Below are 16,404 nucleotides of genomic sequence, written 5' to 3'. Positions count from 1 at the left end.
TCCCTTTTTTCAGTTGTTTTAGTGGAATTTTCATAAAAAGTATTGGGAGTGGTTCTTAGTGGATGGAATATTACTACTTAATAAACCAAAAGGGATGACTTCCCATGATTGTGTATTTAAGGTTCGTAAATTAGTGAAAATGAAAAAAGTAGGCCATACTGGAACATTAGACCCTGATGTTTCTGGGGTTTTACCAGTTTGTTTAGGTAGAGCGACGAAAATTGTAGAATACGTGACTGCAGCAAATAAAACCTACGAAGGGGAAGTAACATTAGGTTTTTCAACTACAACAGAAGATGCATCCGGCGAGATAGTTGGAGAGAAAAGAGTAGACCGCGAAATAATGAAAGAAGAAGTAGTAAACGTGTTGCATTCATTAACTGGTGAAATCATTCAAACTCCCCCTATGTATTCTGCAGTTAAGGTGAACGGAAAGCGCCTGTATGAGTATGCTAGAAAGGGTATTGTAATCGATAGGCCATCTCGCAACATTACCATTCATAAACTGGAGCTAATTAGCGATATCAATCAAAACGATCAAACTGTCTCTTTTCGTTTTCGTGTAACATGCAGCAAAGGCACCTATGTACGAACTCTAGCCGTACAAATGGGTGAAAAACTCGGGTATCCATCACACATGTCTGATTTAAGAAGGACCTCTTCTGGTGAGTTTACGCTTGAACAATGTATAACACTTGATGAACTGGAACACATAGTGAAAACTGGGACAATCCAGGAACATCTCCTTTCAATTGAGGGTGCTCTTTCACATTTGCTCAAATTTACGATTAATGATAAAGTAGCAGAGAAAGTAAAAAACGGGTCGGTTTTACCGGTTCCAGAAGAGTTACATGATCTTCGAATCGGAGAGCCTATTGCTATTCTACATGATGAAAAAATCCTAGCAATATATCAAAGACACCCAGATAAACCACAATTGATAAAACCTATTAAAGTACTAGTCAATAACCAAGAATTACAATAGGGTATTCAGTGAGAAAAGGTGAAATAGAAGTGAAAACGATTTATATCACACATCCACATACATTTAATCAAACAGATTTGCCGCCTACAGTTTTGGCATTGGGCTATTTTGATGGTTTCCATTTGGGGCACCAAAAGGTTGTAGAAACGGCAAAAAAGGAAGCAAAGAAAAAAGGGATTGCATGCTCTGTTATGACGTTTGATCCCCATCCATCAGTTGTACTTAAAAAAGATGTTACCCATGTTGAATATATTACTCCATTGCATCATAAAGAAGAGTTATTTGCGCAAAGTGATATCGACTATTTATACATTGTAAACTTCTCATCTGAGTTTGCGAGTTTACTTCCACAACAATTTGTTGATGAATATATTGTTGGGCTTAATGTAAAGCATGTTGTTGCAGGATTTGATTTTACCTACGGTAGATTGGGCAAAGGAACAATGAAAACTTTACCTGTACATGCCGATGGAAGATTTACGCAAACAACAGTAGAAAAATTAACCTTTAATAATGAAAAGGTAAGTTCAACGTTGATTAGAGACTTCATCCAAACAGGAGAGGTCGATAAACTTCCACCACTATTAGGTAGGTTTTATACAATAAAAGGGATTGTAGTTGATGGTGAAAAACGTGGAAGAACCATTGGCTTTCCGACAGCTAACGTGAAACCGAATGGTGATTATATCATTCCAAAAATGGGCGTTTATGCTGTTCGTTTAAAAACGGGTTCAAAATGGTACACTGGAGTATGTAACATTGGTGTTAAACCTACCTTTCATGAAAACAGGACTGTACCTTCGATTGAGGTTCATCTGTTTGATTTTAATGAAGATATTTACAATGAGGAAGTTACGGTCGAATGGCATGTAAGAATCCGTTCCGAAAGAAAGTTTCCGTCCATTGATGAATTAGTAAAACAAATTGGTCAAGATAAGGAACACGCAAAGCAATACTTTGAAAAAATAGACGAACATACTTGCTTTTTATCGTAAAAAGTTGTATTCTAGTTAAGTATGAAAAAGAACCATTGCGTGGCAGTCCGAATCACCAACGTCTGCTAGGTAATCGGGGATACTATTATAGGAGGTGAATAGGATGGCAATCACACAAGAGCGTAAGAACGAAATTATCAGCGAGTATAAAACTCATGAGAATGACACTGGTTCACCAGAAGTTCAAATCGCTGTCCTAACTGAGCAAATCAATAAGTTAAATGATCATTTACGTACACACAAGAAGGATCATCATTCACGTCGTGGTCTATTAAAGATGGTTGGTAAACGTCGTAATTTATTAACATATCTTCGTAATAAAGACGTAACTCGTTACCGTGAGTTAATCAACAAGCTTGGACTACGTCGATAATCTACGAAAAAGCGGGAGCATTCCCGCTTTTTTATTAGGTTAAAAATAGAGGGATATTTTTCCTTCATTTCTACTATTTGAACAAAAATTCACTTTACATATTTAACTAGTATTGATATGTTCGAATAAATTAGTTCATACTAACACTACATATATTTGAATGTGATTTAGAGAGGGGTACTATTTTATGGAACAAGGAAAGCAAGTTTTTTCCATGGACTGGGCTGGCAGGCAACTGACTGTAGAAATTGGTCAATTAGCAAAGCAAGCTAACGGAGCTGTATTAGTTCGCTATGGAGAAACTGCTGTCTTAAGTACAGCAACAGCATCAAAAGAACCAAAACCTTTGGATTTCTTTCCACTTACTGTAAACTATGAAGAACGATTATATGCAGTTGGAAAAATCCCTGGAGGATTTATCAAACGTGAAGGTAGACCAAGTGAAAAAGCAATTCTAGCAAGTCGATTAATAGACAGACCAATTCGTCCTTTATTTGCTGATGGATTCAGAAATGAAGTTCAAGTTGTTAGTATTGTTATGAGTGTGGATCAAGATTGTTCATCTGAAATGGCGGCAATGTTTGGTTCATCATTGGCGTTATCTGTTTCAGATATCCCATTTGAAGGCCCAATTGCAGGTGTAACTGTTGGAAGAGTTGATAATCAATTTATCATTAACCCATCAGTAAAAGAACAGGAAAAAAGTGATATCAATCTAGTTGTTGCTGGAACAAAAGATGCAATCAACATGGTTGAAGCAGGTGCTGATGAGGTTCCTGAAGAAGTAATGCTTGAAGCAATTATGTTTGGACATGAAGAAATCAAACGTTTAATTGCATTCCAGGAAAAAATCGTAGCAGAAATGGGTAAAGAAAAAATGGAAATTGCCCTTTACGAGCTTGATTCAGAATTAGAGGCTCAAATTCGGGGGAAAGCTGAAGAGAGCATTAACAAAGCAGTACAAGTTGCCGAGAAACATGCAAGAGAAGATGCAATTAATGAAGTTAAAGCAGCACTTGTTGCAGAATTTGAGGAACAAGAAGCTGAAGCTACGACGATTAAGCAAGTTAAGGAAATACTAAATAAACTTGTAAAAGAGGAAGTTCGACGCTTAATTACAGTTGAGAAGGTTCGTCCGGATGGAAGAAAAATTGATGAAATTCGTCCGCTTTCTTCAGAAGTAGGCATACTTCCACGTACACATGGTTCAGGACTATTTACACGTGGACAAACTCAAGCGTTGAGTATTTGTACTCTTGGTGCCTTAGGTGACGTGCAAATCCTTGATGGATTGGGAATTGAAGAGACAAAACGCTTTATGCATCACTATAATTTCCCTCAGTTTAGTGTTGGTGAAACAGGACCTATGAGAGGACCGGGTCGTCGTGAAATTGGACATGGTGCATTAGGTGAGCGTGCATTGGAGCCAGTTGTTCCATCTGAAAAGGATTTCCCATACACTATTCGTCTTGTTTCTGAAGTTTTAGAATCCAATGGTTCTACGTCTCAAGCAAGCATCTGTGCAAGTACATTAGCTATGATGGATGCAGGTGTACCAATTAAAGCACCAGTAGCAGGTATTGCAATGGGTCTTGTTAAATCTGGTGAGCACTACACTGTGTTAACGGATATTCAAGGGATGGAAGACCATCTTGGAGACATGGATTTTAAAGTAGCTGGAACATCAAAGGGAGTTACAGCGCTACAGATGGATATTAAAATTGAAGGACTTTCTCGTGAAATTCTCGAAGAAGCACTACAACAAGCGAAAAAAGGTCGTATGCAGATCCTTGATTCTATGTTAGCAACATTAACAACACCTAGATCACAGCTTTCTAAATATGCTCCTAAGATTTTAACAATGACAATTAATCCAGATAAAATTCGTGATGTTATTGGACCAAGTGGTAAACAAATCAATAAAATCATTGATGAAACTGGCGTAAAAATTGATATTGAACAAGACGGTACTGTCTTTATCTCTTCAGTTGATGAAGCGATGAATCAAAAAGCCAAGAAAATCATCGAAGATATTGTTCGAGAAGTGGAAGTTGGCCAAATGTACCTTGGTAAAGTAAAACGTATTGAGAAATTCGGCGCTTTCGTTGAAATTTTCAGTGGCAAAGATGGACTTGTTCATATTTCAGAACTTGCTGAAGAACGGATTGGAAAAGTAGAGGATGTTGTCTCAATTGGTGATGAAATCCTTGTAAAAGTGACAGAAATTGATAAGCAAGGTCGTGTCAACCTGTCAAGAAAAGCTGTTTTACGTGAACAAAAGGAAAAAGAACAACAACAACAATAAAATTTTTCTAAAGCCTGGTAAACCGGGCTTTTTAGGTTTTATAAAAGCATATTCATTTAATAGCTTATTTATGTGATTTATGTTCTACCTTGTCCCTCCTTTACATATTTTCTAGTAAAGAGGGGGATAGCTATGAAAAAACAGTACATACAATTTTTTGTTTTTATATGCATTTTATTAATTTCCATTGGTTCATTACATAATCCGTTTACAAATGACTACATTCGGGGACTCAAAGAAAGTGCTGACGCAATCCCTGTTAGTAGTAAAGGTAATCAGTTGTTAAATGAAATTGAAAAAAGGGCAATTGAATATAACATTCCTGCGGAGGATGCAAAGATTGATTCGGTTTGGAAAGCTACACCTGGCTTAAATGGACTTGAAGTAAATATTAAAGCTTCTTATGAAAAGATGAAAAAAGTAGGCGCTTTTGATGAAAATAAGCTTGTGTATAACCAGCTAGCGCCGAAAGTTCACCTTGAAGATTTACCTTCGTCTCCCATTTATCGAGGAAATCCTAACAAACCTGTTGTTTCATTTATTATAAATGTGGCATGGGGAAATGAATATATTCCTGATATGCTTGAAACTCTAAAGAAGCATAATGTAAAAGCAACCTTTTTCTTAGAAGGTAGATGGGTAAAGGAAAATCCGGATTTAGCAAAAATGATTGCGGATAGCGGTCATGAGATTGGGAACCATTCCTATACACATCCAGATATGAAAACATTGGCATCCGATATGGTTAGGGAGCAGTTAATTAAAACGAATCAGGTAATTGAGGCAGCAACAGGTAAAAAGCCAACCCTTTTTGCACCTCCAAGTGGGAGTTATCGTGATGAGGTAGTAAAAATAGCAGATGATCTCGGTATGAAAACAATCATGTGGAGTGTGGATACAATCGATTGGCAGCGCCCCCAGCCACATGTATTGGTTCAACGAGTAATGGGCAAAATTCATCCTGGAGCCATGGTCTTAATGCATCCAACATCACCAACTGCTCAGAGTCTTGAAAGATTAATTTTATCTATAAAGCAAAAAAATCTTGCAATCGATAACGTTTCTACATTATTAAACGAGGAACGTATTATACTAAAGAAAAAGTAATATTGCGTTTTGAGAACAGGAGGAATACAACCTTGATCAAAAAATATACTTGTCAAAATGGTGTAAGAATTGTATTAGAAAATATCCCAACTGTTCGATCAGTTGCAATTGGAGTGTGGATTGGGACGGGATCCCGGAATGAAACCCCAGAGAATAACGGAATTTCTCATTTTCTTGAACACATGTTTTTCAAAGGGACGAAAACCAGAACCGCAAGGGAGATTGCAGAGTCATTTGATAGTATTGGCGGACAAGTAAATGCCTTCACTTCCAAAGAATATACTTGTTATTACGCAAAAGTATTAGATGAGCATTCAAAATTTGCATTGGATGTATTAGCAGACATGTTTTTCAATTCAACCTTTGATGAAGACGAATTGAAAAAAGAGAAGAATGTTGTCTATGAAGAAATTAAAATGTATGAAGATACACCAGATGATATTGTCCATGATTTGCTAAGTAAAGCAACTTACGAAAATCATCCACTAGGTTATCCAATTTTAGGTACGGAAGAAAGATTAGAAACCTTTAATGGAGATAAGCTTCGTCAATATATGAATGACATGTATACACCAGAAAATGTGGTTGTGTCTATTGCTGGTAATATTGAAGAAAACTTTATTACTGAAGTTGAAGCTTATTTCGGCAACTATTCAGGAAATCATACGAAGCAAGAATTGCAAAAGCCTACCTTCCACACCAATAAAATCACACGAAAGAAAGAAACGGAACAAGCTCATTTGTGCTTAGGTTTCAATGGTTTACAAATTGGGGACAAAGATATATACGATTTAATTGTGTTAAATAATATTCTAGGTGGCAGTATGAGCAGTCGTTTGTTCCAAGATGTACGTGAACAAAGAGGCTTAGCCTATTCGGTATTTTCCTACCATTCCTCATATAAGGACACTGGAATGGTAACCATTTATGGGGGAACAGGAAGCAATCAATTAAATCTGTTATTTGAAACCATTCAAGATACATTAGCAAAGCTTAAAGCAGAGGGCATTACCGAAAAAGAATTAAAGAATAGTAAAGAACAAATGAAAGGTAGCCTCATGTTAAGTCTTGAAAGTACAAACAGCAGAATGAGCCGAAATGGGAAAAATGAATTATTATTAAAAGAGCATAAAAGTCTTGATCAAATTTTAGACGAGATAAATGTAGTTAATGAAGATAGTGTAAATGCAATGGGGAAACGAGTTTTCACTGATGATTTTTCATTAGCGTTAATTAGTCCTACCGATGATTTACCACTAAAGCTTTCAAACTAATTTGCTTCTAAAAAAGTGGACTACTCCATAGTATGTAGTAAGGACATTGAAGGGGTGGTCTTCTTGAGACTAAGTGAATTAAGTGGAAAAGAAATTGTCGATGTAAAACGTGCGGAAAGACTTGGTGTTTTAGGGCAAACAGATTTAGAAATTGATGAAAGAACGGGTCAAATAAAGGCACTCATCATACCTTCGTTAAAGTGGTTTGGTTTAAGAAAACAAGGAAATGAAGTCCGCGTATCATGGCAACATATTCGAAAAATTGGAACTGATATGATTATCATTGATATTCCAGAGGAATATGGATCTGAAGAAAGTGAATAGCAAAACAATGTAAACCCACGGGTATCCGTGGGTTTTTTTGTGTTTATCAATTGAATATGTTATCTTACTCAAATTTTAACTTGTTCATTCACCTATTTTAGAGATGCCTCATAGTATGGTGAAGTAAATAAAATTATTGTGATTTTATTAAATTTGAGTTGGTATAAATGAACGAAGAAGTCGAGGTTACTGATGTGAGGTCTTACTTAACCAAACTCACATGATTTCGAGCTTACTTTAGTTAAAAGAAGGTGATAAAACGTATGTTAACTGATATGCATGTGGCAATTATTGGCGGAGATGCACGACAGTTAGAGATAATTCGTAAACTAATTGAATTAGATGCAAGGCTTTCTTTAATTGGATTTGATCAATTAGACCATGGATTTACAGGAGCCTCAAAAGAACGATTAGATGAAATTAACTTTTCAGATATAGATGCCATTATATTACCAGTTTCCGGAACGAATAGTGAAGGAGAGGTTGAAACGATTTTTTCAAATGAAACAGTCGTTTTAACAGAAGAAATCTTATCAAAAACACCTGAACACTGTGTTGTTTATTCAGGAATAAGCAATTCGTATTTAGATGGAATTACTGACGCTTCAAATCGAAAATTAGTACGTTTATTTGAGAGAGATGATGTCGCAATTTACAACTCAATTCCGACTGTGGAAGGAACCATTATGATGGTTATTCAACATACCGATATAACCATTCATAATTCGAAGGTTGCCGTACTTGGTCTTGGTAGGGTTGGAATGAGTGTTGCAAGAAGTTTTGCTGCATTAGGGGCACATGTTAAAGTAGGTGCCAGAAAAACAGAGCATATTGCAAGAATTACAGAAATGGGATTAACACCTTTTCACTTATCAAACCTTGCTGAAGAGGTTAAGGATATTGATGTTTGTATTAATACAGTTCCAAAGTTAATTGTAACAGCAAGTGTTATTTCGAAAATGCCTGCACACACATTAATTGTGGATTTAGCATCAAAACCTGGTGGTACGGATTTTAGATATGCTGAAAAAAGAGGGATTAAAGCATTATTAGCGCCTGGATTACCTGGTATTGTTGCGCCAAAGACAGCCGGGCAAATTGTGGCGAATGTATTATCTCAACTACTTCTTGAGTTATTGCAACAAAGAGAGGAGAATGAATAATATGACTTTATTAAAAGGGAAAAGAATTGGATTTGGTGTTACTGGATCTCATTGTACGTATGATGCAGTTTTACCAGAGATTATCAGACTTGTAGATGAGGGGGCCGAGGTAATACCAGTCGTTTCGTGGACTGTACAATCAACGAATACTCGTTTCGGAGAAGGTGCTGAATGGATAGAACGAATTGAAAAAGTCACAGGTAATAAGGTGATTGACTCAATTGTAAAAGCAGAACCATTAGGTCCGAAAATTCCACTTGATTGTATGGTAATTGCACCACTAACGGGGAACTCCATGAGTAAATTTGCAAACGCCCTAACCGATTCCCCCGTATTAATGGCGGCAAAAGCAACATTAAGAAATCAAAAACCAGTCGTTTTAGGCATCTCAACAAATGATGCACTGGGCTTAAATGGTGTAAACTTAATGAGACTAATGGCAACAAAAAATATTTACTTTATCCCATATGGTCAAGATGCGCCTTCGAAAAAACCTAATTCTATGGTAGCTCGGATGCCAATGCTTAGAGACACTGTTGCAGCTGCCATTGAAGGAAAACAATTACAACCAGTGATTATTGAAAAGTTCCGTGATGATGAAGAATAATGAAAATTATTAGAATAAAGGAGAAAGAATGAAAATTCTTCTCTCCTTTAGTACTTGTATGTGGTAAAATATAAATCATTAAACGTAAATTAGACGTTCTAGTATTACTTGGAAGGGGAATAACATAATGACATTAGAAAAAGATTTACATGTTGCAGTTGTTGGTGCTACTGGTGCTGTAGGAATGCAAATGATTAAAACACTCGAGGAAACCGATTTTCCATTAACAAAATTAACTTTATTATCATCAGAACGATCTGCTGGTAAAAAGATTACGTATAAAGGGAAAGAAATAACAGTGGAGGTTGCAACACCAGAAAAATTTGAGGGTGTTAATATTGCCTTGTTTAGTGCTGGAGGAAGTGTATCAAAGGAACTAGCTCCAGAAGCAGTTAAACGTGGGGCAATTGTAGTTGATAATACAAGTGCTTTTAGAATGGATGAAAACGTACCTCTAGTCGTTCCAGAGGTAAACGAAAACGACCTTTTAAATCACAATGGTATTATCGCAAATCCTAACTGTTCAACGATTCAAATGGTAGTTGCTTTAGAACCAGTTCGTAAAACATATGGATTATCAAAGGTCATTGTTTCAACTTATCAGGCTGTTTCAGGTTCAGGAGTTGCAGCTATCACAGAAATGAATGAGCAAACAAAGGATATCATTGAAGGTAAAGAAGTTACCCCGAAAGTCCTACCAGTTAAAGGTGATAAAAAACATTATCAAATTGCTTTTAATGCCATCCCACAAATCGATAAATTCGAGGATAATGGGTTTACATTTGAAGAAATGAAAATGATTAACGAAACGAAAAAAATCATGCATTTACCGGAGCTACCTGTCGCTGCAACTTGCGTTCGTTTACCGGTTGAAACTGGTCATTCAGAATCTGTTTATTTCGAAACAACTCAAATTGGAGTTTCTGCACAGGACGTAAAAGACTTGCTATCAACTGCACCTGGAGTGGTTTTAGAAGATAATCCAGAAGAGCAAGTGTATCCAATGCCAATTCATGCAGTAGGTAAAAAAGATGTGTTTGTCGGAAGAATTAGAAAAGATTTAGATCAAGACAATGGATTCCACATGTGGGTAGTGTCTGATAACCTATTAAAAGGTGCTGCATGGAACTCTGTACAAATTGCTGGTAGTCTATTAAAGCTAGGTTTAGTAGCAAAATAATCGTTTCAACCCAAAACATGAGGTGGTTTCATGAATATTGTTGTACAAAAATTTGGCGGAACCTCAGTACGAAATGAAGAATCGCGAGAAAGAGCTAAAAAGCATATTGAAAGTGCCGTTTCAGATGGAAATAAAGTAGTTGTCGTTGTATCTGCTATGGGACGTATGGGTGACCCTTATGCAACGGACACTTTGTTAAGTCTAGTAGGGGAACACAATTCAAGCATAAGTAACAGGGAAATGGATATGCTAGTTTCCTGCGGAGAGATTATTTCCAGTGTTGTTTTCACCAATATGTTAAATAAATCTGGAATATCAGCTGCCGCCTTAAATGGTGGGCAGGCTGGTTTTCGAACTAATAACGAACACACTAATGCTAAAATTATTGAAATGAAGTGTGACCGATTGCTTCAAACCCTTGAAGAACATGATGTTGTTGTAGTCTCAGGCTTCCAAGGGATTTCTAAGTTAGGGGATATTACAACCCTTGGAAGAGGCGGAAGTGATACTTCGGCTGCGGCACTAGGGGTTGCACTACAAGCTGAATGGATAGATATCTTTACAGATGTGGAAGGTGTAATGACAGCAGACCCTCGTATCGTTGGAGATGCAAAACCGCTATCAGTGGTCACATATAACGAAATTGTGAACATGGCTTACCAAGGAGCAAAAGTGATTCACCCACGTGCTGTTGAAATTGCGATGGAGGCTAAGGTACCAATTAGGGTGCGTTCAACATACTCAGATGCACCTGGTACGCTAGTGACAACAATTGAAAAACGTCGAGGGGTCGAGGTCAAGGAAAGATTGATTACAGGTATTGCACATGTCACAAATGTTACCCAATTAAAGGTTCAAGCCAAAAAAGGTCAATACAATCTGCAAACAGAAGTATTTAAAGCGATGGCTAATGAAAAAATCAGTGTGGATTTCTTTAATATCACACCTAATGGAGTTGTCTATACTGTTGCAGGGGAAATGACGGAACGCGCAGTTACAAAACTAAAAGAATTGGGATATGAACCTATTGTTACGGAAAGATGTGCAAAGGTAGCGACAGTTGGAGCGGGAATGAACGGGGTACCTGGAGTAACTGCTCGGATTGTTACAGCACTCTCGGAAAAAGGAATTCAAATCCTACAATCAGCAGACAGTCTTTCTACGATTTGGGTACTTGTAAAAGAGTCTGAAATGAATGAAGCGATTAATGCTCTTCATAAGGCATTCCATTTATCCGATGGACCTGTTGGAGCAGAAGTGGTAGACTTTTAAAAGAGGGAGCCTCCTTTACGAGGTGTCCCTTTCTTAATCAGCAGTACGTAAGATTATAAATTTTTAGATCAAGCCTAGGTGAAACGAGTAATACCTGGCGTAATTGATGGGAGTAGGTGTAAAAAGCATGATTGATTTTGGAAGAATCTCTACTGCAATGGTGACACCATTCGATAATAAAGGAAATATTGACTTCGGAAAAACAACTCAGTTGATCAATTATTTATTAGGCAATGGTACAGAATCATTGGTTGTTGCAGGAACAACAGGTGAATCTCCCACATTATCATCTGAGGAAAAAGTGGCTCTATTTCGTCACGTTGTAAAGGTTGTCGACGGTCGAGTTCCGGTCATTGCTGGAACAGGCAGCAATAATACGTATGCATCAATGGAGTTAACAAAAAAAGCACAGGAAGCCGGTGTTGATGGGATTATGCTTGTTGTACCGTATTATAACAAGCCCAATCAAGAGGGTCTTTATCAACATTTTAAAACAATTGCAGAAAGTATGAATCTACCTGTGATGCTATATAATATTCCAGGTAGATCAGTTATCAATATGTCGGTAGAAACCATTCTTAAATTGTCCAAAATTCCAAATATCGTAGCTGTTAAAGAAGCGAGCGGTAGTTTAGAAGCGATGACCGAAATAATTGCAAAGACAGATGCGAATTTTGATTTATATAGTGGGGATGATGGAATAACATTGCCGGCACTTTCAATTGGAGCAAAAGGTGTTGTTTCAGTTGCTTCCCATGTGATAGGTAATGAAATGCAGCAAATGATAAAAGCGTTTTTAGCAGGAAACAACACAGAAGCTGCCAGCCTCCATCAGAAGCTTTTACCAATCATGAGGGGACTATTCGCAGCTCCAAATCCTGTACCAGTAAAAACAGCTCTTCAAATCAAGGGATTAGATGTTGGTTCTGTTCGTTTACCACTTATCCCGTTAACCGAGCAAGAACGTATTGAGTTATCAAATTTATTATCATAATAAAGTCAATTGTTAAAAGTCAATCAAATGGTTGGCTTTTTTCATTTTCCCACAATCCAGAATGAAAAGAAGCCATGTGTTTATACTAAATGGTAAATGGGTTGAAAGGAGATTGTTATGAATAATAATCAATACATAAATGAAGAACAACCACAAGGGGATCAAGATAAAAATGAAACAAAGGGGTCATCTCTAGTCGAAAAAATTCAACAATTAGGGCAAACAAATGTTCCCCAACTGTCAAATGACAGTAATATACATTGCCTTACAATTGTCGGCCAAATTGAGGGTCATATTCAATTGCCGCCACAAAATAAGACAACTAAATATGAACATGTAATACCCCAAATTGTTGCAATTGAACAAAATCCTAAAATTGAAGGTTTATTAGTAATATTAAATACAGTTGGAGGAGATGTTGAGGCAGGACTCGCGATTTCTGAAATGCTTGCATCACTCTCAAAACCAACTGTTTCAATTGTGTTAGGAGGCGGTCATTCGATTGGAGTTCCAATTGCTGTAGCGTGCGACTATTCTTTTGTTGCCGAAACGGCAACGATGACAATCCATCCAGTAAGATTAACCGGTTTGGTTATCGGAGTTCCACAAACATTCGAATACCTCGATAAAATGCAAGAGCGTGTTGTGAATTTTGTAATCGGTCATTCGAATATTTCTGAAGAGAAATTTAAAGAATTGATGTTTTCTAAAGGCAATTTAACGAGAGATATCGGAACAAATGTAATCGGTTCTGATGCGGTTGAATACGGGCTAATCAATGAGATTGGTGGAATTGGGCAAGCAATTAAAAAATTAAATGAGTTAATTGATGAGAGAAACGTATCCAAAGAAAGTGGGCAGATGATTCAATGATTTTATATACTATGATGCCACAAGAGCTTATTTTCCCTCAAACTGAAATGGAAGAAAATAATGTAAAGTATGTAGATATAAATGGAGTATCATTAGCTGTTAGTCAAGCCCAAAACGGTGAGTATACAATCGAAAGAGTGATGAGTACCGACCCTCAGCACTTTTTAGACGGTAGATATTCACCAGGCCAAAAAATAAAATTTTAGTACTGAATTTTTAGCTCATGTTAGTGAAACCATTGTGTTTCACTAGCCTTAAGCTATAGTTAAAAGTAGTTAATAGCCAATAAATAATCAACAAGCAAGCTTATCAATAAATGTTATTGTCTATCATCAAATGAGCTAAAAATGAGAAAGTATAGTAGGTATTCTATCATTACATCAATTGTCCCCAATTGGTATAATGTGCTATAATTTAACTAGATTAACTTTAACAGCTATGGTAATATCCATAGCTGTTAAAGTTGGGCCTTCGGCGGATGCCACAGATTATTAAAAGTAGCTTTTCGGCTTTGCTCGAAAAAATCTGGGCGCAAGTACGCCTTGGCGTATTTGATACAATAGGCAGCCATGGATATGGCTGCTTTGTCTTTATTGATAGGTGGAGTAGGTGTAGTATGGCAAAACGAAAACGTAGACACTCAAAGCGGAAAGATGAGTGGAAAAAAACTCTTAAGTTTGAATTGCTGGGGTTATTATTACTAGCGTTAGCATGTATAGGTTTAGCTAGACTGGGTACGGTAGGAACCGGACTTGTCTATTTATTTCGATTTTTTCTTGGGAATTGGGATATTCTCGGATTAATCGGACTATTGCTTGTTTCTTTTTATATCATATGGAATCGAACTTGGCCAAGGATTGTTACAAGGCAATTAATTGGAGTCTACTTAATTATTAGCGCATTACTATTATTAAGTCATATACCGCTTTTTAATTTGCAAACAAACGAAGGCAAATTTACGGACCCAAGTGTTATAAAGAACACATGGAGTATGTTTTGGGCAGTTGTTAATGGAAATACGAGTACAACAGATTTAGGCGGAGGAATGATTGGTTCACTTCTATTTGCAGCTTCCTATTTCTTATTTGATGAAGCAGGGACAAAAATAATATCTGTCTTTTTAATCATAATTGGTGGTGTCCTTGTTACCGGAAAATCACTTCATGATACTCTTGCAAAAATTTTTGGCCCCGTTGCTTCTTTTTTTAGGAACCAATGGATTGCATTTGTGGATGACAGTAAGAGTTGGTTTCATCAACGTAAAAACCAGCCTAAAAAAGAAAAACGAAAAAAGAAAAAAGACAACAAAACTCAGGATTTACAAGCTTCACCAGAAGCTAACATTGAAGAAGATCCTGTTGAAATTCCGATTGAGCCAATTATTTCAAACTTTGCGGATAAGGCATATACAAAAGAAGCACAACATGAAAAACACGATTCTCATCATACAACTCAGGAGGATCATGACCACGATGAGAAAATGCCGATCACTTTTACAGAAGGTGAGCTTGAGAATGTAGATTATGAACTACCTCCAATCGAGCTTCTTCATCCACCAAAGCAAACAAGCCAAAGTGCGGAGCATGAAAATATTTATGAAAATGCTAGAAAATTAGAAAAGACATTTCATAGTTTTGGTGTAAAGGCTAAGGTAACCAAAGTCCATCTTGGTCCAGCAGTAACAAAATACGAGGTGTACCCGGATGTAGGGGTTAAGGTAAGTAAAATTGTAAATCTTAGTGATGATTTAGCCCTCGCATTAGCGGCAAAAGATATTCGTATTGAAGCACCAATCCCGGGAAAATCAGCGGTTGGAATAGAGGTTCCTAATTCTGAAATTGCTGTTGTATCGTTACGGGAGGTACTAGAGGATATTGAACCACAACGATCTGATGCTAAATTATTAATAGGACTTGGTCGTGACATTTCAGGTGAAGCTAAGTTTGCAGAACTAAACAAAATGCCCCATCTATTAGTGGCAGGGGCAACAGGTAGTGGTAAGAGTGTTTGTATCAATGGCATAATAACAAGTGTGTTAATGAGGGCAAAACCACACGAAGTAAAAATGATGATGATTGATCCGAAAATGGTTGAATTAAATATTTATAATGGGATTCCACATTTACTAGCGCCTGTTGTGACAGATCCGAAAAAAGCTTCTCAAGCCCTCAAAAAAGTTGTGAATGAAATGGAGCGGAGATACGAATTATTCTCCCATACTCATACAAGAAATATTGAAGGATACAATGAATATATTCGACGCCACAATAGTGAAGAAGAGGCGAAACAACCAACACTTCCATACATTATCGTCATAGTAGACGAGCTAGCGGATTTAATGATGGTTGCCTCTTCAGATGTCGAGGATTCTATCACTCGTCTGGCCCAAATGGCTCGTGCTGCGGGAATTCATTTAATAATCGCAACACAAAGACCATCAGTTGATGTAATCACTGGAGTCATCAAAGCAAATATTCCTTCTCGGATAGCTTTTAGTGTTTCTTCACAAACAGATTCTAGAACGATTCTAGATATGGGAGGAGCAGAAAAACTTCTAGGACGCGGGGATATGCTTTTCTTACCTGTCGGTGCTTCAAAACCGATGCGTGTTCAAGGGGCCTTTTTATCAGATGATGAAGTAGAAGAGGTTGTAAACTTTGTAATATCCCAGCAAAAAGCGCAATACCAGGAGGAAATGATACCGACTGATACGGTTGAAACGACAGAGGAAGTAGCAGATGAACTATATGATGATGCTGTACAACTAATTATTGAAATGCAAACAGCATCTGTTTCAATGCTGCAACGAAGATTTCGAATTGGTTATACTAGAGCTGCTAGACTGATTGATGCGATGGAAGCAAGAGGTGTAGTGGGTCCTTATGAGGGCAGTAAACCAAGAACTGTTCTTGTTTCAGCAAAAAGCGAAGATGTTGGAAGTTAAGTTTTTTA

At 37.1% G+C, this 16,404-nt stretch carries 15 protein-coding genes; all 15 read left to right on the top strand.

Features of this window, described 5'->3' with window-relative positions:
- The first annotated feature begins 58 nt into the window (after nt 1–58).
- The 15 genes from truB to BTHG_RS03390 all read left to right on the top strand — a co-directional run bounded on the left by truB (nt 59) and on the right by BTHG_RS03390 (nt 16,396).
- Nucleotides 59–985, top strand: coding sequence for a tRNA pseudouridine(55) synthase TruB (gene truB, locus BTHG_RS03460; protein ID WP_010282329.1), 927 nt, complete (start codon nt 59–61; stop codon nt 983–985).
- 29 nt (nt 986–1,014) lie between these two features.
- Nucleotides 1,015–1,980, top strand: coding sequence for a bifunctional riboflavin kinase/FAD synthetase (ribF, locus tag BTHG_RS03455; RefSeq protein ID WP_010282325.1), 966 nt, complete (start codon nt 1,015–1,017; stop codon nt 1,978–1,980).
- Between the two features lie 103 nt (nt 1,981–2,083).
- Nucleotides 2,084–2,353 carry a 30S ribosomal protein S15 gene (rpsO, locus tag BTHG_RS03450; RefSeq protein WP_010282323.1) on the top strand — a complete coding sequence of 90 codons (270 nt, stop codon included), beginning with the start codon at nt 2,084–2,086 and terminating at the stop codon, nt 2,351–2,353.
- Between the two features lie 187 nt (nt 2,354–2,540).
- A complete protein-coding gene (pnp, locus tag BTHG_RS03445; RefSeq protein ID WP_010282322.1) occupies nt 2,541–4,658 on the top strand; it encodes a polyribonucleotide nucleotidyltransferase in 2,118 nt (705 codons plus the stop codon).
- A 132-nt stretch (nt 4,659–4,790) separates the two neighbouring features.
- Entirely contained in the window at nt 4,791–5,765 is a 975-nt protein-coding gene (locus tag BTHG_RS03440; RefSeq protein ID WP_010282320.1) for a polysaccharide deacetylase family protein, read from the top strand.
- A gap of 32 nt (nt 5,766–5,797) precedes the next feature.
- Nucleotides 5,798–7,039, top strand: a complete 1,242-nt coding sequence (locus BTHG_RS03435; RefSeq protein ID WP_010282317.1) for a M16 family metallopeptidase — start codon at nt 5,798–5,800, stop codon at nt 7,037–7,039.
- Nucleotides 7,040–7,102: 63 nt separating this feature from the next.
- Complete coding sequence (locus BTHG_RS03430; protein ID WP_010282315.1) at nt 7,103–7,363, top strand: YlmC/YmxH family sporulation protein; 261 nt, start codon at nt 7,103–7,105, stop codon at nt 7,361–7,363.
- Between the two features lie 263 nt (nt 7,364–7,626).
- Nucleotides 7,627–8,526: a dipicolinic acid synthetase subunit A gene (gene dpaA / locus BTHG_RS03425; RefSeq protein ID WP_010282312.1), complete on the top strand. Its 900-nt coding sequence runs from the start codon at nt 7,627–7,629 to the stop codon at nt 8,524–8,526.
- A gap of 1 nt (nt 8,527) precedes the next feature.
- A complete protein-coding gene (gene dpaB / locus BTHG_RS03420) occupies nt 8,528–9,133 on the top strand; it encodes a dipicolinate synthase subunit B (RefSeq protein ID WP_010282311.1) in 606 nt (201 codons plus the stop codon).
- 127 nt (nt 9,134–9,260) lie between these two features.
- Nucleotides 9,261–10,313: an aspartate-semialdehyde dehydrogenase gene (asd, locus tag BTHG_RS03415; protein ID WP_010282310.1), complete on the top strand. Its 1,053-nt coding sequence runs from the start codon at nt 9,261–9,263 to the stop codon at nt 10,311–10,313.
- Between the two features lie 30 nt (nt 10,314–10,343).
- Nucleotides 10,344–11,585, top strand: coding sequence for an aspartate kinase (gene dapG, locus BTHG_RS03410; protein ID WP_010282309.1), 1,242 nt, complete (start codon nt 10,344–10,346; stop codon nt 11,583–11,585).
- A 127-nt stretch (nt 11,586–11,712) separates the two neighbouring features.
- Entirely contained in the window at nt 11,713–12,579 is an 867-nt protein-coding gene (gene dapA / locus BTHG_RS03405) for a 4-hydroxy-tetrahydrodipicolinate synthase (RefSeq protein WP_010282308.1), read from the top strand.
- 117 nt (nt 12,580–12,696) lie between these two features.
- Entirely contained in the window at nt 12,697–13,452 is a 756-nt protein-coding gene (locus BTHG_RS03400; protein ID WP_010282307.1) for a ClpP family protease, read from the top strand.
- A complete protein-coding gene (locus BTHG_RS03395; protein WP_010282306.1) occupies nt 13,449–13,658 on the top strand; it encodes a YlzJ-like family protein in 210 nt (69 codons plus the stop codon). Before BTHG_RS03400 ends, BTHG_RS03395 begins: the two co-directional genes overlap by 4 nt.
- A gap of 410 nt (nt 13,659–14,068) precedes the next feature.
- Entirely contained in the window at nt 14,069–16,396 is a 2,328-nt protein-coding gene (locus BTHG_RS03390) for a DNA translocase FtsK (protein WP_010282305.1), read from the top strand.
- Nucleotides 16,397–16,404 lie beyond the last annotated feature (8 nt).

This window comes from Bacillus timonensis, assembly GCF_000285535.1.
GTDB lineage: Bacteria > Bacillota > Bacilli > Bacillales > Bacillaceae_L > Ferdinandcohnia > Ferdinandcohnia timonensis.
The sequence above is the reverse complement of the archived record's forward strand: the minus strand, read 5'-3'. Positions and strand labels throughout refer to the sequence as shown.